Below are 24,085 nucleotides of genomic sequence, written 5' to 3'. Positions count from 1 at the left end.
TCACAATATGGACGAGAGTAGTACGCTACAATTGCAAGAATATATATACATATAAAAGCAAAACATTCTACTCTCTTCATATAGAATATGGGCTTGGGGGTGGGGCTTTTAAATTTTTATTTATTCACCTGGAATTTTGTGCATCCGTCCTTGAAGAACGCATTAATCTGCTTGGCAGCAGCAATACCAGCATTGATGTTAGCCTCAGCAGTCTGAGCACCCATCTTCTTAGGTGTTGAGAAGTAGCGACCCTCAAACTTGCGGAAGTCGGCATCAGCATCAGGCATAATGTCGGTAATGTACTTAATGTCGGTGCGCTCCTCCATCAACTTAAGCAATTCGGGCTCATTGATAACCTCCTTGCGTGCTGTATTGATGAGGATAGCATTCTTCTTCATCTTACCAACGAGAGCGGCATTAATACTCTGCTTGGTCTCAGGAGTTGCAGGAATATGCAATGAAACAACATCACAATTCTCAAAAAGAGCATCCTGTGAATCGACAGCAGTAACACCAGCAGCCTCAATAGCCTCCTTAGGGCAGAAAGCATCGTATGCATAAACCTCCATGCCAAAGCCCTTTGCTATACGAGCAACGTTACGACCAACGTTTCCAAAAGCAAGAATACCAAGCTTCTTACCCATCAACTCAGAGCCAGACTTGCCATTATAGAAATTGCGCACTCCATATACAAGCAGACCAAACACAAGTTCAGCCACAGCATTAGAGTTCTGACCAGGAGTGTTTTCTACTACAACACCCTTCTCCTTAGCATAAACACAGTCAACGTTGTCGTAACCAGCACCGGCACGCACAACTATCTTCAACTGCTTTGCTGCATCAAGTACCTCAGGAGTAACCTTGTCCGAACGAATAATCAATGCGTCAGCATCGGCCACAGCATCAAGCAACTGCTGCTTATCTGTATATTTCTCAAGTAGAGCGAGTTCGTTGCCGGCTCCTTCTATTTCTGCCTTAATACCATTCACAGCAGCTGCCGCAAAAGGTTTCTCGGTTGCCACCAATATTTTCATAGTAAGATATTTTTATTAGTTATACATCTGTTACAGTAAGACTATAAATAGGACTTATATTCTTAGTGCTGAGCCTCGAAGTCCTGCATGCACTTAACGAGAGCCTGAACACCCTCTATAGTCTGTGCATTGTAGCAGCTCGCACGGAAGCCACCTACCGAACGATGGCCCTTAATGCCTACCATACCCTGTGAAACAGCATAGTCGAGGAATGGTTTCTCAAGATCCTTGTACTCGTCGTTCATAACGAAGCAGATGTTCATCAATGAGCGAGAACCAGGCTCTACAGTACCACGGAACAACTTGTTGCGGTCGATTTCGTTATAGAGAATCTCTGCACGCTCCTTAGCGCGACGATCCATCTCCTCCAATCCACCATTCTTCTTAATCCAACGCAATGTCTCGAGAGCGCAATAAATAGGCACAACAGGTGGCGTGTTGAACATTGAGCCCTTATCTACATGTGTGCGATAGTCGAGCATTGTAGGAATCTGACGAGGAGCCTTGCCAAGAACATCGTCCTTAACAATAACAAGTGTTACACCTGCCATAGCAAGGTTCTTCTGAGCGCCTGCATAGATGCAATCATACTTGGCAACGTCTACTGGGCGGCTGAAGATATCCGAAGACATATCACCAATCAAGCGAACAGGCACATCTGGATCCTGACGAATCTCAGTTCCATAAATAGTATTGTTTGTAGTGATGTGCAGATAGTCGAGATCTGCAGGGCACTCATAATCCTTTGGATAGAAAGTATAATTATCGTCCGCTGACGAAGCTACCTCTACAACAGAGCCAAATAGCTTGGCTTCCTTCATGGCCTTCTTTGCCCACGTACCGGTGTTGAGATAACCAGCCTTATTGATAAGGAAGTTGTAAGGAATCATGCAGAATTCCAAGGAAGCACCGCCACCAAGGAACAATACCGAATAACCTTCAGGAACATTCAACAATTCTTTAATCAAGGCAACTGCCTCGTCAACCACAGGCTGAAAGTCTTTTGCTCTATGGCTAATCTCAGCCAAAGAAAGTCCAGAACCATTGAAATCTAAAATCTGTTTTGCTGTGTTCTCAATCACTTCGCGCGGAAGTATCGACGGACCGGCATTAAAGTTGTATTTCTTCATATGCTTGTCTTGTTATTAAGTTAATAATTATTCTTTCGATAGCGAAGTTACGATTTATTTTCGAATAGTCCAAATAAAATGCAATAATTAATTTACTTTGAAAATAAACGGCATAAATACACCCCCTTTTCTTTACATTTGTACATCGTTAATCTGCTTACACATTATTATATAGTAAAAATGTATAACTATATCATTATGACAAATAAAAAATGTATGAGCCTGAAAAAACAAAAATAACAAAAAAAAGCCAAGACCGTTTTAATGTCTTGGCTTTATCTTTAGTTTCGGTATTCTTAGTTTATCGCCAGGCTTCACTTCCTTTCGGTTGTTAAACACTTCAACGTAACATTCCATGCCAGGACCGAGATAGGCTCTGCTAATAGATGCAAGGGTCTGACCGCTACGTACTGTCACCGAGATCTCTTCACCAACAATAATGTATGCGCCTGTGCGCACACGTACATCAAAATTATAATCAGCAGCTGGCTTTGGCACATTTGATTTCTTTTTCTCTGCAACAGGTGGCTCATGAGTTTTCTCTATAGGCTTGGACACCTCTTCCTTAGCTACAGTTTCCGCTGCATCTGTTATAGCTACTTGTTTAGCAGCATCTGTTGTATCTGCTACAATATTCTTTTTAGAAGCTACACCCTGCTTAGGTTCTACAGCAGCCGACTTAAGTGCCATCGAATGCATTGCAAGCTTGGTCTGCAGCTGTTCTATTGCCACATTCTTTGCCTTAACTTGCTCGTAAAGGAAATACATACCAACACCTATAAAGATGAGCAGCACAAACGAGGCTATGGAGAACCAATACATCAAACGCGGATTGCGTTGCTTGCAACCTTCAGCCACAACAACCTCTTTTGGTTGAGGAGTAGTCGCCGAACTTTCAACTGATGATTGCTGAGAGTCATCCGAGCTTTTTTCAACTGATTCATCCGAGCTTTTTTCAACTGATTCATCCGAGCTTAATCCAACTGTCGATTGCTGAGATTCATCCGAATCTTTATCTGCTTCAACCTCAGACATTGGTTCATGCCCATATTCAGGCACAGATTCAATTTCAAGCTCCGGCTTTGCCTCTTCCTTTTGTCCCTGATCCATTTCATTCTCAGGCACAACATCAGAAGCCTTCTCCTCAATTGCCACATCACTCTTATCCTCTTCAGCTCCAACTACCGATTCATCAACAGATGCATCAATAGTCTCAACAACAGCCTTTTCAGCTACCTCTTCGGCATCATTCGCAACAGTCTCATTTGCTGTTTCCACAGTAGAGTCACTTGCAGCAACCTCTTGCTTACTGCCATTAAACTCGTTGTCAATCTCTGAGAAGTCAACACCATCATTAAGCACAACAGTCTCAAACTGCACGAAGGGGCGGTTAACCCTATCGCGCAGCATAACCTCAGGCGTAAACGATATCTTATTACGCCCTTCAATAATGATGCGTTCGCCCGTATTTACATCCACACTTGCACGTGCGCCAACACTCGTAACCTTAAAAGTTCCGAGTCCCTTTACCTTTACCTGTTTATCAGCACCGTCAAGTTGTTCGCATATAATGTCGAACATTGCGGATATAAATTCGGTTGCCTCTTCTTCCTTCAAGCCATAACGCCCTACAAGTTCCGAAGCGAAATCAGAGACCTTAGCCATTCTGTTCTCCTTTCTTCATTTTGTTCTTGACCGAAGCCACAGGCTTAAAGCTGAGCACAATCTTTGGAGGAACCATCATACGCTGACCAGTCGACGGGTTAACGACAATGCGTTCCATCCTGTTCTTCAGTTCGAAAGTTCCAAAGTCGGGAACCATTACATTCTCTCCGCCATCAAACTGTTGTGCCATCGACTCTATCACACAGCGTACCATACGCTGTGTGTTATCTTGTGAGAATCCCGTACGACGGGACAATTCGGCTATGTATTCCTTGTTGTTCATTTCATTAGGAGATGTTTCAGTCTGTCACTTCGCCATAAAGGTCGAAATCGTCGCTGTCTGTAATGTGTACATTATAGAAGCAACCCCTACGCAGACGACGTGTGTCCTTAATAAGTACCTCAGGGTCTACCTCTGGCGAGCAGAACTCAGTACGTCCTATATAATAGTCGCCTTCCTTTCTGTCGATGATTGTCTTCATAACACTGCCCACCTTGCTTGCCTCCACTTCTGCAGATATACGCTGCTGTACAGCCATAAGCTTGTCAAGGCGACGTTGTTTCACTTCTGCAGGAACATCATCCTCATAATGCTCGGCACTGTATGTGCCTTCTTCCTCACTATAGGCAAAGGCACCCATACGCTCAAACTTAGCCCATTTCACAAAATCGACAAGTTCCTTAAAGTCTTCCTCCGTCTCTCCTGGGAAGCCCACCATAAGGGTTGTACGTAAATGTATTCCAGGCACTGCCTCGCGTATTTTCTCTATCAGCTCCATCGTCTCCTGCTTCGACACATGTCGGTGCATACGTGTGAGCATGTTGTCCGAGATATGCTGCAAGGCAATGTCTAGATACTTGCAAACATTAGGACGCTCGCGAATAACATCGAGCAAGTCCATCGGAAACTGATTTGGATAAGCATAATGCAAACGAATCCACTTAACCCCCTTTATGTCGGCAATATCCGATATAAGGTCGGCAATATGACGCTTGCCGTCAATATCCACACCATAATATGTCAATTCCTGTGCAATAATCTGAAACTCCTTAACACCACGTTCCACAAGAGCGCGCACCTCATCCAGTATTTCCTCCTTAGGACGACTCACATGCTTGCCCGTAATAAGCGGAATGGCGCAATATGCACAACGACGGTCGCATCCCTCGCTTATCTTTACGTATGCATAATGATTAGGCGTTGTGATATGACGCTCGCCCGAGCATGTCGAAACCTCAGGCTTTCCAAGATCAGAGAGAAGCTGCATAAAGTTGAACTTGCCATAATACTTGTCCACTTGCGGAATCTCTTTCTCCAGTTCCTCCTGATAACGCTGCGACAGACATCCCATAACAAAGAGTTTGCTTATGCGTCCCTCCTCCTTTGCCTGTACCAGCTCCAGTATAGTGTCTATACTCTCCTGCTTGGCATCCTCAATAAATCCACATGTATTCACCACAACAATCTCGCCTTCAATGCGTTTTGCGTCGTGTGTGCAATGATAGCCGGCTTGCTCAAATTTTGTCAACAGGGCCTCGCTGTCAACAAGGTTCTTCGAGCAACCCATTGTAATAATATCTACTTGTCCTTTCTTCATCATGTTCTGTGATATGCCTACTTGTTAGCATTAAAAAGCGAGTCAACAAACTGACGTCTATTGAAAAGCTGCAACGACTCCATCGACTCACCCAGTCCGATATACTTTACCGGCACCTTAAGCTGGTCAGATATGCCTATAACCACACCTCCCTTAGCCGTTCCATCGAGTTTGGTTATGGCTAGTGATGTTATCTGCGTAACCTGTGCAAACTGCTTAGCCTGTTCAAAGGCATTCTGTCCGGTACTTCCGTCAAGCACGAGCAGCACTTCATCAGGTGCTTCGGGCAGCACTTTCTTCATCACATCCTTTATCTTCTTAAGCTCATTCATCAGTCCTACCTTGTTGTGCAAACGTCCGGCTGTATCAATAATCACAACATCCGCACCGTTAGCTTTAGCCGAAGACAATGTATCAAAAGCCACAGATGCAGGGTCCGAACCCATTTGTTGCTTAATAACAGGCACACCTACACGCTCACCCCAAATGCTTATCTGCTCTACAGCAGCAGCACGGAATGTATCAGCAGCACCAAGATACACCTTCTTGCCCGACTTCTTAAACTGATATGCAAGCTTGCCAATAGTTGTGGTCTTGCCCACACCGTTCACTCCAACAACAAGGATTACGTATGGACGATGGTCCGTAGGCAAATCCCAGTCGTCGTTGTCGGCTGTATTGTTCTCGGTTAGCAGCGCGGCAATCTCGTCACGCATTATTCCGTTCAGCTCGGATGTCGACACATACTTGTCGCGAGCCACACGTTCTTCAATGCGCTTTATTATCTTAAGCGTTGTCTCCACGCCTATGTCTGATGTGATAAGGGCCTCTTCCAGATTGTCAAGCACTTCATCGTCAACAGTCGATTTGCCCATTACGGCACGCTGAATCTTATCGAATACACTATGCTTGGTCTTCTCGAGTCCATTGTCAAGAACTTCTTTCTTGTTCTTATTAAAAAATCCAAAAATTCCCATATAACGTTATTTGTGTCTGCAAATATAAGCATTATTTTCCGAACAGCAAAGCGATTGAGCCTTAAATACATACTTTACCACACCCCATTTAAACCTGCACACCCAAGCCAGTACCTATTTTTAGGTATTTTAGCACAATTAATTCGAATTATAAAACCACTTTTCAATTATTCTGTGTAACTTTGTCATTTTAGATAGCAAAAGAAATATAAAAAACTGTATACAGAATAACATATATAGATAATATGAAGTTATCAGATTTGAAAACTGGCGAACGCGGTGTCATCGTTAAGGTGATGGGACATGGAGGATTCCGCAAGCGTATCGTCGAGATGGGATTTATCAAAGGCAAGGTGGTTGATGTCTTGCAAAATGCTCCTCTACACGACCCTGTAAAATACAAGCTCATGGGCTACGAAGTATCGCTACGCCACTCTGAGGCTGATATGATTGAGGTCATAAGCGTAGAGGAAGCCGAGAGAATTGAAAAGGAAAACAAACAGAACAAGTCAAACAACCCGTCCGACATATACGACGAGGCTGCCAACAACGCATCTGTAGAAGACAAGTCTGCCCCTAACCCTACCCCACTTACCGAGGGTCAGCTACGCGATGCAGCTATGAAGAAACGCCGCACCATTAATGTTGCGCTTGTAGGCAATCCTAATTGTGGCAAGACTTCTCTCTTCAACTTTGCCTCTGGAGCTCACGAGCGTGTAGGCAACTACTCTGGTGTTACTGTCGATGCCAAGGTTGGTCATGCCGAATTCGAAGGCTATGAGTTCAATATTGTTGACCTTCCTGGCACATATTCGCTTTCTGCCTACTCGCCAGAAGAACTTTATGTGCGCAAGCAAATCATCGAGAACACGCCCGACGTTATCATCAACGTTATAGATACAAGCAATCTTGAGCGCAACCTGTACCTTACCACCCAGCTCATCGACATGCACTTGCGTATGGTGTGCGCGTTAAATATGTTCGACGAGACTGAGAAACGTGGAGATAATGTCGACTATGCAAAATTGGGCGAGCTGTTCGGCGTGCCTATGATTCCTACTACTTTCACCACTGGACGTGGTGTCGAACTGCTGTTCCATATCATTATTAATATGTATGAGGGTCTCGACTTCCTCGACGCCAACGGCAATCTCGACCCCGAAGTAGCCGAAGGCATCAAGCAGTGGCACGAACAATACAGCAAGTCGGAAAAAGAACAACCCGACCACGACGAGGATTTTGCTTCGGGTGTCAAGCCTAAACATAATGTGTTCCGACATATACACATCAACCATGGCACCTACATCGAGGAGGGCATCACGGCAATACAGGCCGAACTGAAGAAGGAAAACGACCTACGTCACAAGTTCTCCACACGTTATCTTGCCATCAAATTGCTTGAGCGCGACTCCGATACCGAGCAGCTTATCAAAAGCTCTACTTCCCATCCCGACCGTATATTGGCCGTTCGCGATAAGGCAACAGCCGACGTGCAAACCTATACTCACGAGGATTCGGAAACGGCTATCATGGATGCCAAATACGGTTTCATTCACGGCGCTCTTCAAGAAGCCGGCTACCAGACAGGCAATAAAAAGGACACCTATCAGGTTACTCATCTCATCGACAACGTCATCACCAACAAGTATGTTGGCTTCCCTATATTCATTCTTATGATATGGGTGATGTTCGAGACAACGTTCTCGCTTGGCCAATATCCTATGAACTGGATAGAAGCTGGTGTCGAATGGATTGGCTCTATGATTTCCGAGCATATGACAGCAGGCCCTCTTAAGGACATGCTTATAGATGGAGTGATTGGAGGAGTAGGTTCTGTCATTGTCTTCCTGCCGCAAATCCTCATCCTCTATTTCTTCATCTCCTTTATGGAAGATTCCGGCTATATGGCCCGAGCTGCCTTTATCATGGACAAGCTAATGCACAAGATGGGACTGCACGGCAAGTCGTTCATCCCGCTCATCATGGGCTTTGGATGCAACGTGCCAGCCGTAATGGCAACACGCACTATCGAGAGCCGACGCTCACGCCTTATTACAATGCTCATCCTGCCACTCATGAGTTGCTCGGCACGCTTCCCTATATACATTATGATTATAGGAACCATGTTTGCTCAGCAATATCGCTCTGCCATCATGATGTCGCTATATCTTGTGGGCATCGTCATGGCTGTCATAATGAGCCGACTGTTCAGCAAGACTCTGTTCAAAGGCGAGGACACTCCGTTTGTTATGGAACTTCCACCCTACCGATTCCCTACAGCCAAGGCCATTGGTCGACATACATGGCAGAAGGGTAAGGAATATCTCAAGAAGATGGGAGGCATCATCCTTGTAGCAAGCCTCATTGTCTGGGCTCTTGGTTACTTTCCACACGACGAAAGCCTATCGCGCGAACAACAGCAGGAACAGAGCTACATTGGTCGCATTGGCCATGCTATCGAACCTGTATTCCGTCCTCAAGGCTTCGATTGGAAACTTGATGTAGGTCTCATCTCTGGTGTAGGTGCCAAGGAAATCGTTGCTTCCACAATGGGTATTCTATACCATAGCGACGAGGCTGCCGAGGAAGGTTCCGAGGAATCCTACTCACATTTGCAGAAACAGATGGTTGCCGATGGCATCACACCGCTTGCATCCTATTGCTTCCTACTGTTTGTATTGCTCTACTTCCCGTGTATAGCCACTATTGCAGCCATTAAGGGCGAGACTGGCTCATGGAAATGGGCTACTTTTGCAGCTTGCTATACCACTGTGCTTGCATGGATAGTATCGGCTATTGTCTATCAAATAGGCAGTTTGCTGATGTAACAACGACACACAGATAATAAAGCATAAATGGAAACAAGCCTTCCATTTAACTGTAAACAAAAGTAAATTTCGTGTGATTTCAGTTAAATTATGCTATATACGCAATAAATAACGACGAAAGCACTTGCTTATTTGTAAAATCAAACTATCTTTGCAATGTGTTTTTCATGGTATTAGATTATTAAGGTTAAGAAAGCATAGGTTGTTGTGAAACAATCTATGTTTTTTGTTTTTATAAGGACCTAAAACCCCGCTTGAAACGACATCAAGCTCTTTTTTTTAAATCAACATCAGGCACTTTTAAATAAATATCAAGAAAAATAATCATACAATAAATTGATAGTTACAATTAATATGATTATCTTTGCAATTAGGAAATGCCGCCAACGGGCGGAAATCGCAAAAATACATATATAGCAACAAAATTTAAACCTACAATAAATAAAATGAATAGCAAGCAACTTATGAACCACGCTGCAGACAACATCCGTCTGCTTGCCGTTTCTATGGTAGAAAAAGCCAAATCAGGACACCCTGGAGGTGCAATGGGCGGAGCCGACTTTATCAATGTCCTCTTCTCCGAGTTTTTGGTATACGATCCCGACCAGCCTACATGGGCAGGACGCGACCGCTTCTATCTCGACCCAGGACACATGTCGCCTATGCTTTACTCTGCTTTGGCTTTGCAGGGAAAATTTAGCATTAACGAACTCAAGTCCTTCCGTCAGTGGGATTCGGTATGTCCAGGACATCCAGAGCGCGATATTGAGCGTGGCATAGAGAATACTTCTGGTCCTCTCGGCCAGGGCCACACATTTGCTGTAGGTGCTGCTATTGCCGAAAAGTTCCTCGAGGCTCGTCTTGGCTCTACTATGATGCAGCACAAGATTTATGCCTACATTTCCGATGGTGGTGTTCAGGAAGAGATCTCACAGGGTGCTGGTCGTATTGCCGGTCTGCTGAAACTCAACAACCTCATCATGTTCTACGACTCTAACGAGATACAGCTCTCTACCGAGTGCGATGTCGTAATGAAGGAAGACACAGCCAAGAAATACCAGTCATGGGGATGGAATGTTATGGAGATTCCTGGCAACGATCCCGACGCTATACGTGCCGCTCTTGTTCTCGCACAAAAGGAAACAGAGCGTCCTACACTCATTATTGGCCACACTACAATGGCTAAGGGTGCCCTTAAAGACGACGGCTCAAGCTACGAGCACAACGTTAAGACTCATGGAGCTCCTCTCGGTGGCGACGCTTACACTAATACTGTAAAGCACCTTGGTGGCGACATCAACGACCCATTTGTTATCTTCGACGACGTTAAAGAATTATATGCTAAGCGCAACACAGAGCTTCGCGAGATTGTTAAGGCTCGTCATGCCGAGGAAGAAGCTTGGCGTAAGCAGAACCCTGAATTGGCAGCCAAGATGGACGATTGGTTCTCTGGCAATGCTCCTAAGGTAGACTGGAGCGCTCTTGTACAGAAGCGCGACGGTGCTACACGTGCTGCATCTGCTGCTTGTCTCGGCGTATTGTCTGAGCAGGTAGAGAATATGGTTGTTTCATCAGCCGACCTCTGCAACAGCGACAAGACCGATGGCTTCCTAAAGCATACCCACAACCTTCAGGCCGACGATTTCTCTGGAGCCTTCTTCCAGGCTGGTGTTGCCGAGCTGTCTATGGCATGTATCTGCATCGGTATGTATCTGCACGGTGGTGTTATCCCGGCTTGCGGCACATTCTTCGTGTTCTCCGACTACATGAAACCCGCTGTTCGTATGGCTGCTCTTATGCGCGTACCTATTAAGTTCATATGGACACACGATGCATTCCGCGTTGGCGAGGACGGTCCTACACACGAGCCTGTTGAGCAGGAAGCACAGATTCGCCTTATGGAGAAACTCAAGAACCACAAGGGCGAGGATTCTGTTCGCGTGTTCCGCCCTGCCGATGTCGACGAGGCTACCGTATGTTGGAAAATGGCTATGGAGAATATGTCTACTCCTACAGCCCTTATCTTCTCTCGTCAGAACATAACATCACTGCCCGAGGGCAATAACTACGAGGAGGCACGCAAGGGTGCTTACATTGTAGAGGGTTCCGATACCGACTTCGATGTTATCCTTGTTGCTTCTGGCTCAGAGGTATCTACACTTGTTGCCGGAACCGAGCTTCTCCGCAAAGATGGCATAAAGGTTCGCGTGGTAAGCGTACCTTCTGAGGGTCTTTTCCGCAATCAGAGCAAGGAATATCAGGAGAGCATCCTCCCTGCTGGTTCTAAGATCTTCGGTCTCACAGCCGGTCTGCCAGTCAATCTTCAGGGACTTGTAGGTGCCAACGGTATGGTTTACGGACTCGAGTCGTTTGGTTTCTCAGCTCCTTACAAGGTGCTCGACGAAAAACTTGGCTTCAATGCCCAGAACGTTTACAATCAGGTGAAAAACTTTTTATCTAAATAAAACTAATTAATTGTCTCGCACACCACCTTATTATATATAGTGGTGTGCGATACCTTAACCCATTAAAAACCCAACAGCTATGGAAATCAAGACAGTAGGTATTGCATGCGACCACGCTGGTTACGCATTGAAGAAGTTCGTTATCGAATATCTTGAGAGTCATCAGATTCCATTCAAAGATTATGGTACATATAGCGACATGAGCTGCGACTATCCCGACTTTGCTCACGCTCTCGGCAATGGCATCGCCAACGGTGATGTTTACCCAGGCATCGGCATATGTGGTAGTGGCGAGGGTATGGCCATCACTCTTAACAAGCATAAGGGTGTACGTGCCGCTTTAGTATGGAGCCCTGAGATTGCTCAGCTTACACGTCAGCACAACGATGCCAACGTTATTGTGCTTCCAGGTCGCTTCATCGACAATAAGACAGCCGAGAAAGCACTTGACGAATTCTTCAAGACTCAGTTTGAGGGCGGACGTCACGAGCGCCGCGTACAGAAGATCGACTTGTAATATCCTTTTTATCCCAACTCATTTCATAGGAGGGTACGGCTCTTTTGCTGTATCCTCCTTAAAATTATCTACTAAACCCAAACCCTATGAAACGCCTTTTCATCTCAGCCTCCTTGTTTGCTCTATGCCTCATAGCCAGTGCACAGGGCACGTTTATATCCAACGCAGCCTACCGCACTACTATGCAACAGCAGTTTAACGAGCGTATAAAAACAGTTGGCAAGACTTTCTACAACACCAGAAACCTCAATCTCACAGCCGACGAGAACCAGGCTCTTGAGTTTCTTTATGCATATATGCCCCTTGCCGACATTACCGACTACCCCACCTCATTCTTTGCCGACAACGTGCGCCTGTCATTCCAAGCCCGCAAGGAGATGCCTTGGGGCAAGGACGTGCCCGAATTACTCTTCCGCCACTTTGTAGTGCCTATCCGCGTCAACAACGAAGCGCTCGATTCATCACGTAGTGTATTCTACAACGAACTAAAGAATCGTGTCAAGCATCTTTCTATGCACGATGCCATTCTTGAGATTAATCACTGGTGCCACGAAAAAGTTACTTACCAACCTTCAGACGCTCGCACATCATCGCCATTGCAGACACTGCGCACCGCAACCGGACGTTGTGGCGAGGAGAGCACATTTGCCGTTGCAGCCTTACGTGCTATGGGCATACCTGCAAGACAAGTATACACCCCACGCTGGGCACATACCGACGACAATCATGCTTGGGTAGAGGCATGGACAGATGGCAAATGGTGGTTCCTCGGAGCATGTGAACCCGAACCCGTACTCAATCTTGGTTGGTTCAATGCGCCAGCCTCACGCGCCATGCTTATGCATACCCGTGCCTTTGGCAATTATCAAGGACCCGAGGAGGTTATGCTTCGCACAAGCAACTTCACCGAGATTAATCTCACATCCAACTATGCTCCAACAGCACAAGTCAGCTTCACCATAAAGGATGCTAATGGCTCTCCTGTACCAGGAGCACGTGTCGACTTCAAGATATACAATTATGCCGAATTCTATACAGCCGTAACCAAATACACCGACCAGCAAGGACATGTGTCATTGTCTGCTGGCATAGGCGACTTATTGGTATGGGCATCCAAAGATGGCAAATACGGATACCAGAAAGCATCATTCGGCAAGGACAAGACAATAACCATCCAACTCAACCGCGATGCACAAACCGACAGCAAGCAACTGATATTCCCTGAAGAAACAATTGATGTAGTGCCACCAGTCGAAAGTGCCAAGATGCCTTACGTAAGCGACGAGATGCGCAAGGAGAACAACCGCCGTTTTGCCTACGAGGATTCTGTGCGCAAAGCATACACAGCCACGTTCCTCACTAAGCAACAGGCCGAACAAATCAATCCGCAAGCTGCCGAATACCTCGTTAAATCACGTGGAAACAAGCAAACCATCATCGACTTCCTTGCTCGACATAAGGACAACGAACAGCGTGCACTCGGCATCCTTGCCACATTAACCGATAAAGACCTGCGCGATATTCCTACAGAGATACTCGAAGACAACTTCACAGCTGCCACCAATCAACTGTCACCACGTGTGGAGAGCGAGATGATATCACAACCTTTCAAAAACTATCTTGCCAAAGCCTTCCCAGCCTCAACAGCCAATGCTTTCCGTAAGAATCCAACCGCCCTCGTTACTTGGATAAACAAGAACATACGCCTCAACCCAGACAAAAAGGCATTGCAGATAGCCCAAACACCAGTAGGTGTCATGCAATCAAAGCTTACAGACGAGCGTTCACGCGATATCTTCTTCGTAGATGTTGCACGCAGCCTTGGCATCGAAGCCCGCAAAGACGCAGTTACAGGCAAGGTGCAGTACAAGAAAGACGGAAAATGGCAAGACGTTAAATTCGAGGCAAAACAACAGGCAACCGCACCAACAGGCACACTCAAGCTCACATACAAGGCAAGTCCAATACTCGACGACCCCAAGTATTACAACCATTTCACCATCAGTCGCATAGTTAATGGCACCACCCAACTCATGAACTTTGAGGAAGGCCAGGCTGATATGGGCAACGGAACATGCTGGAGCAACACCTTCAAAGACGGTGCAACATTCGATGTAGGCACATACATGCTCACCACAGGCACCCGACTTGCCAATGGAGGCGTACTTGCAACCACACGCATGTTTAATATCACCGAAGGCAAAACCACAACCCTGCCCCTCGACATACGCTACGATGCCAACGAGGTAAGCGTTATCGGACAGTTCAATTCCGAATCTATAATCAATAAAGACGGCAAGGACGTCAGCATCCTCTCCCAAACTGGTCGCGGTTATTATATACTCGCCGTGTTAGGAGTTGGACAAGAACCAACCAATCATGCCTTACACGACATCGAGAAAGAGCGTGCCGCATTTGAGGCTTGGGGCAGACCTGTTGTGTTGCTATTCGAGAGCGAGGCAGATGCCAATAAGTTCCAAAAGGACGAGTTCGCTTCCCTACCCTCAACCGTACAATATGCTATAGACAAGGACGGTTCCATCCGTGAGCAAGTAGCACGCGAAATGAAGTTGCAAAACAAGACCCAGCTACCAATGTTTATCCTCGCCGACACCTTCAACCGTGTAGTCTTCTCATCCCAAGGCTATACAATCGGCCTAGGCGAGCAGCTTAAAAACGTGTTCAAGAAGCTATAGCAGGTTAATATTGTTAAACTTTACAAAAAACATCTACATGTATTTCCTTGCTACACAAATAATTAGTACCTTTGCAGCCGATTTAATCCGCATAGGCCAGAAAAAGTAACAACATAGTGTTGTTCGCCTCACGGAAAAACCCGTTTATATTAATTAATTAAATGTACGCAATCGTAGAGATTAACGGTCAGCAGTTTAAGGCAGAGCAGGGCAAGAAGCTCTTCGTTCACCACATCAAGGACGCTCAGGAAGGCCAGACTGTTGAATTCAACAAGGTACTGCTTGTTGACAATGAAGGTTCAGTACAGGTAGGTGCACCTGCCGTAGAAGGTGCAAAAGTTGTATGTGAGGTTGTTAACCCTCTCGTTAAGGGTGACAAGGTAATCGTCTTCAAGATGAAGCGCCGCAAGGACTATCGCAAGAAGAACGGTCACCGTGAGCAGTTCACAGAGATCACAATCAAGGAAGTAATCGCTTAAATTTTAGGAGGAACAAGAAATGGCACATAAAAAAGGTGTAGGTAGTTCTAAGAACGGACGTGAATCAGCTTCTCAAAGATTAGGCGTTAAGATCTGGGGTGGTCAGAAGTGTATCGCAGGTAACATCATCGTTCGCCAGCGTGGTACAAAGCACAACCCAGGTTTGAATGTAGGTATTGGTAAGGACGACACTCTCTATGCATTGGTTGACGGTACCGTTAACTTCCGCAAGGGTCGCAACGACAAGAGCACTGTTTCCGTAATACCCGAAGCTGAGGCTTAATTAAAACAAAAAAAACTATTCCAAACAAACATAATTAATCCCAACCTTCAAGTCTTTGAAGGTTGGGATTAATGCTTTATACAACAACCACAAAATCATCCGCCAAGAATAGTCAGTGTTCAATTTAGGGAATACAATTTTTATAGACACCTTTGCAAGTGCCTATATAATGAATAAAAAAAAATAAAAGATTAGTTCCCCATTGCAGTATCGCTCTGCACTATGCCGCCACTCGGATGAGGCTAAAAATTAAATGTTGAGTGTTGAATGTGGGGATATTTACAATAATTGAGATACTTTATCCAATACTTCCAATATTTTCAATATTCCTTCCGCATGAAAAACAAATGAAAAGTTACTCTTTAATGCAGTTTTATTTCCATGCATATACGCATTTCTCGCCAGAATCATTTGTTTTCCATCATAGATTAACTCCGTGTTGCTTGTAGCTAATTGTGTATTTATTAGGTCCTCAAATTTTTCAGGAGTATTACTTCCTACTGCTGACAAATGTTTGCACAACAACGGAATAACGAACTCAAAAGCCACAAACGTATAAGCAAAGCTGTTTTTATTATTAGTTCCCGTTATTTTCAGCAACTGATGAAATGCCATATCTAATTGGGCGATAGTTTCCTTTTTATTATTCTCATTTAATCGAGGTGAAGCATTAATATTTTCCTCTATTCCCTCCATCAACTTGTAACTCTTACGCAAGTAATTTCGGCGATAGCAATATCCTATAGTTTTTACGAGATGCTTTGCGTTTTCTCTTGATTCTTCTTTAGAAAAATGAAATAGCGGTGACTCTTTTAGGTAATAGTCGTCAGCTCCATTGTCGATTAGAGCTTTAAGATTCCATGATTTACTGGAAGCAGTGAATATTATCACCTGATTTCCTGGATTGGCCTGTTTGATACCTTGCAAAACTTTCATTCCAGAGAAATCCATAACATTTAAATCCTTATTCTCCTCACAAGCCATCAAACGCAAATCCAAGAATATTACATCATAAAAACCTTCTTTCAGCTTATCCCTTAGGTCCTGTGGAAGGGCGTTATACGATGCTGTTTCTTTGTCGTGAACATCAAATGCTTCTACTTCTCTGACACAACACATCAATACTTCTTTCCAACCTTCATTTCCTTTGTCGTCAATCAGCAGATACTTTCCTCCTTTTTGTTTGTCTTGCTTAGGTATAAGATTGGCATCCTTTTTCTCATTGTCAGACGTATCTTCCAAAACATCACGTATATCCATATTCTTTATTACAGAATATCTGAAAAACATATTCTTTTCTGCTTTTCGCAATATCTCAGAAATACAATTTGTGTCCTTCGATACAAAGCGATTAAGAGCCATCAATCCCCATTCGTTTGCCAACGAATGATGACCGTATGTCGCATATTCTTTAATATTGATTCTATTCAAGAATCCCGACTCAAAAGTGTCACAAGTCAATAGTGGAGTATTAGCTAAACAATAATCCAAATCTTCAACGCTACAGATGGCAAAACCCTCTGTTTGTAGAATTTGTGAATATGGGAAATAGCGATAAAAACTATCTATTGATTGCTCGGTTACCCCAATAATACGCGCCAAAACAGCCTTGCGCAATTGTTCACACATCAGTCGTGTTGTGAATGCCAATTGAATGCCATGTTTGGCATACTCATCCAAATCGAGAATGATAGTGTCTGTATTTGAATCTATAGTTGATATTATTATATCATCAATATCCTTATCATCATCTATAGCATAGAATTCGCATTTGTTAGCCTGTTTCAACAATTGGCAGCTACTTAAATTTTCTTCATTGCCAAATACAACAATGTTGTTTGGACTACTCGTTTCCAAATAGTCATTTGAAAATATTTCCAAGTCTACTTTGCCAACATTCTTATAAAGCAGAACAAAATGCTTCAGTCGTTTATAAAACGTCTCTTTGGGCATCCCATATATTATTTGAGATCCTTCATCATAATCGATGGCAGTACAACCTTTAGAATATTTCACCAATGGTATTTCATCCATTAAATCTTCTATGTCCGTCAACAACATCGAAGCTTGTTTCCAAACACCATTTTCTTCTATAGCCAAGGATGAATGATAGCAGATACAAGCCGCATCATGAAAATCCTCCACCTTTGTTTCTTTACTCGGTTTCACCCATCTAACAACATCGTTGTATATGCCAGCCTCTATGTAGCCACAGGCTTTAGACAACTCCCCATACTGGTTATCGTCAATTATATATATCATTTTATTACCATTCATAGTATATCAGTTTGATTTTATTTTATAGAAAACAAATTCATGAGTAAACCCAATTGTCTGTTCTGCTATTTCTTCTATCTCTTTCACACCTTCACTTCTTAATATATTCCAACGTAAGTTTTTGTCGTTCCATTTGGATATGATGCTCCAGTTACAATAACTTCTCATCTTTTCCTTTATAACTCCCAAATCACCGGCACCTTCATTCACCCTTTTAATAGCATCGTTTATATCTGCCGATGGAAACGACCCAACCTGTGTAAACTGGATTGTGTACACTATCCAGCCATTCATAGAAGATCTTGTACATGAAATGTTTAGTTCTTTATGTTCTGGATATTGACCAAACATTAACAACACATGCACCAGACACCAACGCAACATATATACATTGGTGTAAAAGTCTGCTTTTTTTAATTCCTTTGAATCATAGTCAAATACAAACTGTGTATTCTGCCCTTCAAGGGCTTTTATCAAATCAAACAGTTTAGGCGATCTTATTCTTATTGTATTTCTGAATATATCTATAATGTCTCCATATCGTTTTATAGGATGTTCTTTCTTTTTTTCCCAATCATTCCATGTCTCCGTATGTAGCTTCTCGTCATAACCAAGCCATCCTTTTATATTGTTACTGACACCAGACATAAAAGTATGCACTAAGCTGTATAGTGACTGTGGAATATTGGGATGTCCCTTTGCTTCTTCGTTAAAAACGGTCCTACATTGCTTGAGAAGTTTATCTATTGACCAACTTGCATCAGGAAAATCATGAGTCAAAAATTTTAATCCATTTGGTTCTTCAAATAAATGCAAGACTTCATATGTAGCCTCAATATCATGTTTCTTGACCTCTTTCTTGTTGTTTACAACCTCAATAACCTCACAATCCTTGTTCTTCTTAGTGCTTTTTCCTATTAGTTTATCTAATCGAGAACGCAGAGTTAAATACAAAGGGTTCTTACATCCCTTTATCATTTTCAGATATTCAATTTTTCCATCAAGAACATTTTCCAATGAAACGAACTCACCATACGTCCTATGTTTTACATATGCATTATGATACAATGCATATTTTTGACTTGCAACCGCATAACTATAGCATTCCCACATAAATAACAGTGATCGAATCTCCCTTACATACGCTTTAGGAACATTCACCTTATCACTAATTACAAGTCCCGTAACCTCTTGATGCCCTCCACGCTTTTGTAACTTCACTTTTGATGTGTTTAAAGTAAAATGTTCATCTTCGATGATATGGCGTAGTTCTTTACAGAAATCTCCATCGTGTTGATATACATTGTGCATACTGCTGAATGTTATATCATCAGCATAACGTGTATAAGTCAATCCAAACCGTCGTGCTACACCTGAGAGTTTCCAATCCAAACGTTCACATACAATATTCGATAACATAGGAGACGTAGGGGCTCCTTGTGGCAAGACATATCGTTTATTTCCTTTCTCGTCTTCTATCTCCATAGAACAAAGACCAGCAATAGCACTTGCAACCTCTTTAGTCAGACACAAAGGTCGTAATTGTAGTTTTTTCCATACTCTTGCTTGATCTATGCTTGGAAAAAAATCTTGTAGATCTACATTAAAAATGTAATTCTTTCCTATATGAGGTGATGCATTATCAACTATAGACTTACCTCGAACAAAACCTGTTACATTGTCTTTTGGATAATACATTAATTCTAATAGATAGTTAAGACATTTTTGTATTTCTTTCAACCCTCTTACTGGAGCTGATATATGTCTATAGCCTCCAGATTTCTTCGGAATTTCGAAAGAGATATAATTACGGACTGACCTTTTCGGTGAGGAGAAATAGCAATAGTCCTCCCAAGAAATCGGATAGTATTCCACCCCAAATTCTTTTGCCATATTTTGTTTAATGATATTAAGAACATAGTGCAAATCCCTTGACGTAGTCATGGTACTTATCCTTTTTCTAATTATCCTATCATCCATAATTATTCCTTTAATTAGAAAAGAGAGCCTTCGAGATTTCTCTTCTTTATTTCATACGCGCCAGGCGAAAGCGATGGCGTGAACGTCTAAACATTGTTTATTCTCCAAAACTGGAGAACATCAGTCAAATCTACGACTGACGGTGCAAAAGTTTATCTCTCAGGCTCTTTTATATTTTACCATCTTTCATCATATCATGGTAGTAAACCAACATTGCGCTTCGCGCATAGTGTTAACTGTTAACACAAAACCTGTCAACCATCCATTTGTTATCTTCATATCTTCCACTACATCTATTGCCATATTCCAATTCAGCCACAGTCACTTCTGATACAAAAATATCATTTGGACTTAACAATGCCAAATGTTCTGCTATGTTTTTCTTATTGCGCAAGAAAAAAACAACAATATCTGTGTCAAGCAAATATCCATTCATAATATTATTTCTGAATTATTAGTTCTTGCTTTATGTATGTCTTCAACTATTTGGGCAGTAGTGCGCTGGTCCTGCCATTTACCAGCAAATTCATCAACCCACGACTTGCTTGCAGTAGCAGTTGATGCTGTCGGCTTTTTCTTGTCAACAACCTGCCATTTCATCCTCAAAGCCAATTCCTTGAAAAAACTTAAATCTGAATTAGGAATATAATAGCTTGTTCCGTCTGATAAAATTACTGTATTCATAATATGCCCTCCTGGTAAATGTTTTATACATATTGCAAAGATATACATTATTTGCGAGATAAATATGATTCAAGCCATAATAATTCAAAATTCGACAATTCAAGCTTGTCTTTCATCACAAGTGTCAGGATATGGCATATAGCCTCCAATAGAAACTCAGAATACGAGCAATGACTCTCTCTATCTGGCTCAAAGTAATCCACATCCTTACAGTGTAGCCTTGCAAGTCGTTCAAGAAGATAAAAAGCGTTCCCTGCCGCCTCCTCATTCTTGCCTTCTTCATATTGCTTCATAAAGACTTCAAGCAATAAAAACATATGCCATAGCAGCCTTTTTTACCATCATTCCACGTGTTTGGTTCTATCCAAACCTTGTCTATTTCCTCACGCATGGTAGGTGTGAACCCTATAAAACTGTAGTTCTTCCATGACTTCACCGTGCGCATGGCTGCAGGATGTCACTCTCCACTACATATTTACGCCTATCAATGGCTTCTGACCAATATGTCAGGTAGCGGATTAGTACGTCATGAGTCAATGCCTTCAGCTCTTCTACGACTTTCTGTATTTTCTTGTCTACAACGTAAGTATTCGGTATCCCCTCATATTTCCGATACGCATATGAGTTTTAGCCCTCCACCAGCTAAGACCAGTGGAGGTTACAACCTCAGTAGTTTTTCACATAGTATTTGTCAAGATACTCAGCAATCATTTTCTTGATGCCGTCCTTGATCACCTCATCCGCAATATGAGAATGACCCATCACAAGCCTCATTTCCCCTAACAGCCAGTAAGTCCTTCTCTATCTTCCTCCAGTCCAAGTCTGGCTCTCCGAATCGCTAGCCCAACACACCAACATGTGCAAAGCAAGCCTCCACCATTCTTCGAGAGTACCTTATCTATCTTATCAAAATCTGTATTTGTGTTCATACAATGTTCCCATTGTTAAACCATTCAAAATATTCACTTAAAAGTGAACAGTATTCAATTTCTTTATGTATTTTTGCACTATCAAACAACTAATGTTTATAGCTATGACAAAAGTATCACTCAAAACAAGTGCAACCTTTGAAATTTAGTAATTATGGTACAGAATAAACTTTTCCATGATTGCCTTGCAGCAATTCCAGCCGAACAGAAAGCTGAGTTTGACTTGTCGTTTGGAATAGCAGAGCGACTGAGTGAGATTCTGAAAGAAAAGGGGCTCAGCCAAAAAGACTTTGCCAGAATGCTCCATAAGCGAGACTCTGAGATTTCCAAATGGCTCACTGGTCGCCACAACTTCACCACACAAACCATTGCTCGCATTCAAATCGCATTGGGATGTAACTTGATAAATATTGCTCATTAGGTGTATTGGAGAGTCTGAGTAAAGGCTCTCCAATTTTTTACTATATTTTTCGGTATTCACTATTGAACAAAACATCATCAGTATCGAAATAGACTTCTGCGATTAAATGCTTTTGGAGATAATCATAATTCTCATAGTCTTCTTTGAATTTCTCCATATCAACATCCATATCATGCACATAGATATTGCACTGCCTATCTGCGTGTTTCTTTTTGAATTCAGAAATGAAGCTTTTTACTTCAGCTTCTGATGATGGCATGAACTTCAGCTTAACAAAGAAGTTGTCAACCACTGGCATGCCTTTGCATTTATAGTCATAAAGGCTATCATCCAAAGATGAACAGACCTTGTTCTCATCAACTAAGCAATGCTCATATCCATAAGCATCAACCTTACGACTTAATTGATAGAACTTGACGTTTCTTCCAACAAGAGCATCCTTAATCTTTATTTTGTCCTTTTCTGACATCTGCGAACCAAATATGATACCACACAAAGCGGAAGCTGGAATTTCGTGGCGACCAAAACAATCAGTTACGATTCTTGTTTCTTCCTCGTAACTCCAACTTTGTTCCTTTGTCGCCACCAACTTTACAAGCAGTTTATTGCCTTTCAAGTCATCAGGCGACAAAGTAGGAACAGACTTGGTATATTTCACATTCAGAAGAATTTTATCGTTCTTGCAGATACCACCTGTATATTCCAATAGTTTGTCTCTGCGATAGATGATACAGTATCCTTTTCTTTCAGAAGCATACAGTCCCCACATGGAAGACACATGGGGATTACGGCTCAAAGAAAAGATGCCAGCCGTTTTCACTTTCTCTATAATCCCTTTCAACTGTACCTTGACATTATCAATAGATTGATAACATCTTGGATGCTTCAGTCTTAAAACATCCAACGTATTGACAAGAGCCTTTGAGTTGAACTGAAATTCTTGGTCATCATTCAAATGCTCCACATCAGAAGACCAGAAATAATTGTTTTTCAAAGCTTCTATATCTCTATCGAATACCTCATTGTCAACCCCTCTGTATTTGTATAAAAAGTCATCTTTCATATCCATTCTCCAAAAACTAAAGATTATAATGCATGGAATCAAATTCCTCATTTCCTAGCTCTCTATTCAACTCTTTCTTTTCACTTTCCAAACACTCCTTTGCCCAATCTCTCACTATTGAGGTTGAATGATTAAGCAACTGTCCGAAGCAGAAAATATTACGCTCATGATATGGGATGATGGAGCCAGACCAAGAAAAAGAATGAAGATTTGTATGTATTCCTTCCAATACAGTTTTATCATCTGCGAAATTGTCAAGCAACCACACAAAGATATTTTGCATCAAAGGTTTAAGAACAACATCTTCAAATGCCTTAAAACCTTCTTGAATGGAAGTAAAGCTTTTACCTCCACAATCTATCAAATCACCGCCAAAGGCGATGATGTCTATCTTATGCTTTTGATTGATTTTCACCAAAGCATCCATTAGCTTATTAGCATTGATCTTATGTAGTCTTAAGATTTTTCCTCCTTGTAGATGGAAATCAGAAAAATGTATTATTCTCATGCCTTTGTCAGTTTATTTTTTCGAAGTCTTAGTGCACCAAAAGCTTCTATTCGATTATCTTCTATTAATGTTTTTACAATGCGTGACACATGTTTTTTCGACATATCTAAGGATTCTGATATATTTGCAGATGTTACTTCATTATGTTTGGCAATAAAGGCAAACACTTGCTCTGTATTATTGGCTATCTGTTCTTGCTTTTTATTATTTTCAATAGCAATATGCTAGTCCTATACTCCACCAACACAGATACCGATGTGATACATAAAGTCCTCTCCTTACATATTTCCATATGGATACTCCAATATACAAACTTACAGAGAAGAAGACAATCCATCCAAATGCCGTTTTATTCAAATCACAAACACACCAAGCATTCAATGTACCCAGGGCACTTGTTATATATGATTCCGCAAGCCACAAGAATATCACACAAGCTATTAAACTATAATAATATGGCAGTATGTTTTCTGCTTGTTTAAGAAACTTAAAAAATCTTTTCTTACAAACATTATAAGATTTCTTTATGGCAGATAGATTCAAAAACTTCA

20 protein-coding genes are annotated in these 24,085 nt (G+C 42.4%); 7 read left to right on the top strand and 13 right to left on the bottom strand.

Annotated elements, in window-relative coordinates; translation table 11 throughout:
• Positions 1-116: 116 nt before the first annotated feature.
• The 6 genes from C9991_RS08440 to ftsY all read right to left on the bottom strand — a co-directional run bounded on the left by C9991_RS08440 (position 117) and on the right by ftsY (position 6,404).
• The gene (locus tag C9991_RS08440) at positions 117-1,034 is read right to left on the bottom strand and encodes an NAD(P)-dependent oxidoreductase (RefSeq protein WP_106812122.1); all 918 of its coding nucleotides are present in this window, start codon (positions 1,032-1,034) and stop codon (positions 117-119) included.
• Between the two features lie 62 nt (positions 1,035-1,096).
• Positions 1,097-2,164: a 3-phosphoserine/phosphohydroxythreonine transaminase gene (gene serC / locus C9991_RS08435; RefSeq protein WP_106812121.1), complete on the bottom strand. Its 1,068-nt coding sequence runs from the start codon at positions 2,162-2,164 to the stop codon at positions 1,097-1,099.
• Between the two features lie 261 nt (positions 2,165-2,425).
• Positions 2,426-3,829, bottom strand: coding sequence for an HU family DNA-binding protein (locus C9991_RS08430; protein ID WP_106812120.1), 1,404 nt, complete (start codon positions 3,827-3,829; stop codon positions 2,426-2,428).
• The gene (locus C9991_RS08425; protein ID WP_106812119.1) at positions 3,822-4,112 is read right to left on the bottom strand and encodes an HU family DNA-binding protein; all 291 of its coding nucleotides are present in this window, start codon (positions 4,110-4,112) and stop codon (positions 3,822-3,824) included. Before C9991_RS08425 ends, C9991_RS08430 begins: the two co-directional genes overlap by 8 nt.
• A gap of 16 nt (positions 4,113-4,128) precedes the next feature.
• Positions 4,129-5,427, bottom strand: coding sequence for a 30S ribosomal protein S12 methylthiotransferase RimO (gene rimO, locus C9991_RS08420; RefSeq protein WP_106812785.1), 1,299 nt, complete (start codon positions 5,425-5,427; stop codon positions 4,129-4,131).
• A gap of 17 nt (positions 5,428-5,444) precedes the next feature.
• The gene (ftsY, locus tag C9991_RS08415) at positions 5,445-6,404 is read right to left on the bottom strand and encodes a signal recognition particle-docking protein FtsY (protein ID WP_106812118.1); all 960 of its coding nucleotides are present in this window, start codon (positions 6,402-6,404) and stop codon (positions 5,445-5,447) included.
• A gap of 245 nt (positions 6,405-6,649) precedes the next feature.
• Here ftsY and feoB point away from each other — a divergent pair, with 245 nt between their 5' ends.
• The 6 genes from feoB to rpmA all read left to right on the top strand — a co-directional run bounded on the left by feoB (position 6,650) and on the right by rpmA (position 15,672).
• On the top strand, positions 6,650-9,232 hold the full coding sequence (feoB, locus tag C9991_RS08410) for a ferrous iron transport protein B (RefSeq protein WP_106812117.1): 2,583 nt from the start codon (positions 6,650-6,652) through the stop codon (positions 9,230-9,232).
• Positions 9,233-9,678: 446 nt separating this feature from the next.
• Positions 9,679-11,697 (top strand): transketolase family protein, encoded by a 2,019-nt coding sequence (locus C9991_RS08405; RefSeq protein ID WP_106812784.1) that lies wholly within the window; start codon positions 9,679-9,681, stop codon positions 11,695-11,697.
• A 79-nt stretch (positions 11,698-11,776) separates the two neighbouring features.
• Positions 11,777-12,214 carry a ribose 5-phosphate isomerase B gene (gene rpiB / locus C9991_RS08400; RefSeq protein ID WP_106812116.1) on the top strand — a complete coding sequence of 146 codons (438 nt, stop codon included), beginning with the start codon at positions 11,777-11,779 and terminating at the stop codon, positions 12,212-12,214.
• Positions 12,215-12,300: 86 nt separating this feature from the next.
• Positions 12,301-14,910 carry a transglutaminase-like domain-containing protein gene (locus C9991_RS08395; RefSeq protein ID WP_106812115.1) on the top strand — a complete coding sequence of 870 codons (2,610 nt, stop codon included), beginning with the start codon at positions 12,301-12,303 and terminating at the stop codon, positions 14,908-14,910.
• Between the two features lie 161 nt (positions 14,911-15,071).
• A complete protein-coding gene (rplU, locus tag C9991_RS08390) occupies positions 15,072-15,389 on the top strand; it encodes a 50S ribosomal protein L21 (protein ID WP_106812114.1) in 318 nt (105 codons plus the stop codon).
• 19 nt (positions 15,390-15,408) lie between these two features.
• Entirely contained in the window at positions 15,409-15,672 is a 264-nt protein-coding gene (rpmA, locus tag C9991_RS08385) for a 50S ribosomal protein L27 (RefSeq protein ID WP_106812113.1), read from the top strand.
• 279 nt (positions 15,673-15,951) lie between these two features.
• Here the strand turns inward: rpmA and C9991_RS08380 are convergent, their stop codons facing one another.
• The 5 genes from C9991_RS08380 to C9991_RS08365 all read right to left on the bottom strand — a co-directional run bounded on the left by C9991_RS08380 (position 15,952) and on the right by C9991_RS08365 (position 20,906).
• Positions 15,952-17,949: a DNA-binding transcriptional response regulator gene (locus C9991_RS08380; RefSeq protein WP_106812112.1), complete on the bottom strand. Its 1,998-nt coding sequence runs from the start codon at positions 17,947-17,949 to the stop codon at positions 15,952-15,954.
• A 6-nt stretch (positions 17,950-17,955) separates the two neighbouring features.
• Positions 17,956-19,842 (bottom strand): reverse transcriptase family protein, encoded by a 1,887-nt coding sequence (locus C9991_RS08375; protein WP_157949418.1) that lies wholly within the window; start codon positions 19,840-19,842, stop codon positions 17,956-17,958.
• A 319-nt stretch (positions 19,843-20,161) separates the two neighbouring features.
• The gene (locus tag C9991_RS16695; RefSeq protein ID WP_157949417.1) at positions 20,162-20,365 is read right to left on the bottom strand and encodes a PIN domain-containing protein; all 204 of its coding nucleotides are present in this window, start codon (positions 20,363-20,365) and stop codon (positions 20,162-20,164) included.
• Positions 20,362-20,613: a hypothetical protein gene (locus C9991_RS08370; protein WP_106812110.1), complete on the bottom strand. Its 252-nt coding sequence runs from the start codon at positions 20,611-20,613 to the stop codon at positions 20,362-20,364. The genes C9991_RS16695 and C9991_RS08370 overlap by 4 nt, the downstream gene beginning before the upstream one ends.
• Positions 20,614-20,660: 47 nt before the next feature.
• On the bottom strand, positions 20,661-20,906 hold the full coding sequence (locus C9991_RS08365; RefSeq protein ID WP_157949416.1) for a hypothetical protein: 246 nt from the start codon (positions 20,904-20,906) through the stop codon (positions 20,661-20,663).
• 790 nt (positions 20,907-21,696) lie between these two features.
• Here C9991_RS08365 and C9991_RS08360 point away from each other — a divergent pair.
• Positions 21,697-21,963: a helix-turn-helix domain-containing protein gene (locus tag C9991_RS08360; RefSeq protein WP_106812108.1), complete on the top strand. Its 267-nt coding sequence runs from the start codon at positions 21,697-21,699 to the stop codon at positions 21,961-21,963.
• A 40-nt stretch (positions 21,964-22,003) separates the two neighbouring features.
• On the opposite strand, the gene C9991_RS08355 is transcribed toward C9991_RS08360, so the two are convergent.
• Positions 22,004-23,032 (bottom strand): DUF2971 domain-containing protein, encoded by a 1,029-nt coding sequence (locus tag C9991_RS08355; RefSeq protein WP_157949415.1) that lies wholly within the window; start codon positions 23,030-23,032, stop codon positions 22,004-22,006.
• A 10-nt stretch (positions 23,033-23,042) separates the two neighbouring features.
• A complete protein-coding gene (locus C9991_RS08350; protein ID WP_106812106.1) occupies positions 23,043-23,534 on the bottom strand; it encodes a metallophosphoesterase in 492 nt (163 codons plus the stop codon).
• Between the last annotated feature and the right edge of the window lie 551 nt (positions 23,535-24,085).

The sequence above is a fragment of the Prevotella merdae genome, from assembly GCF_900290275.1.
GTDB lineage: Bacteria > Bacteroidota > Bacteroidia > Bacteroidales > Bacteroidaceae > Prevotella > Prevotella merdae.
Note: the sequence above shows the minus strand (reverse complement) of the source record. Positions and strands in the feature narration are given on the sequence as shown.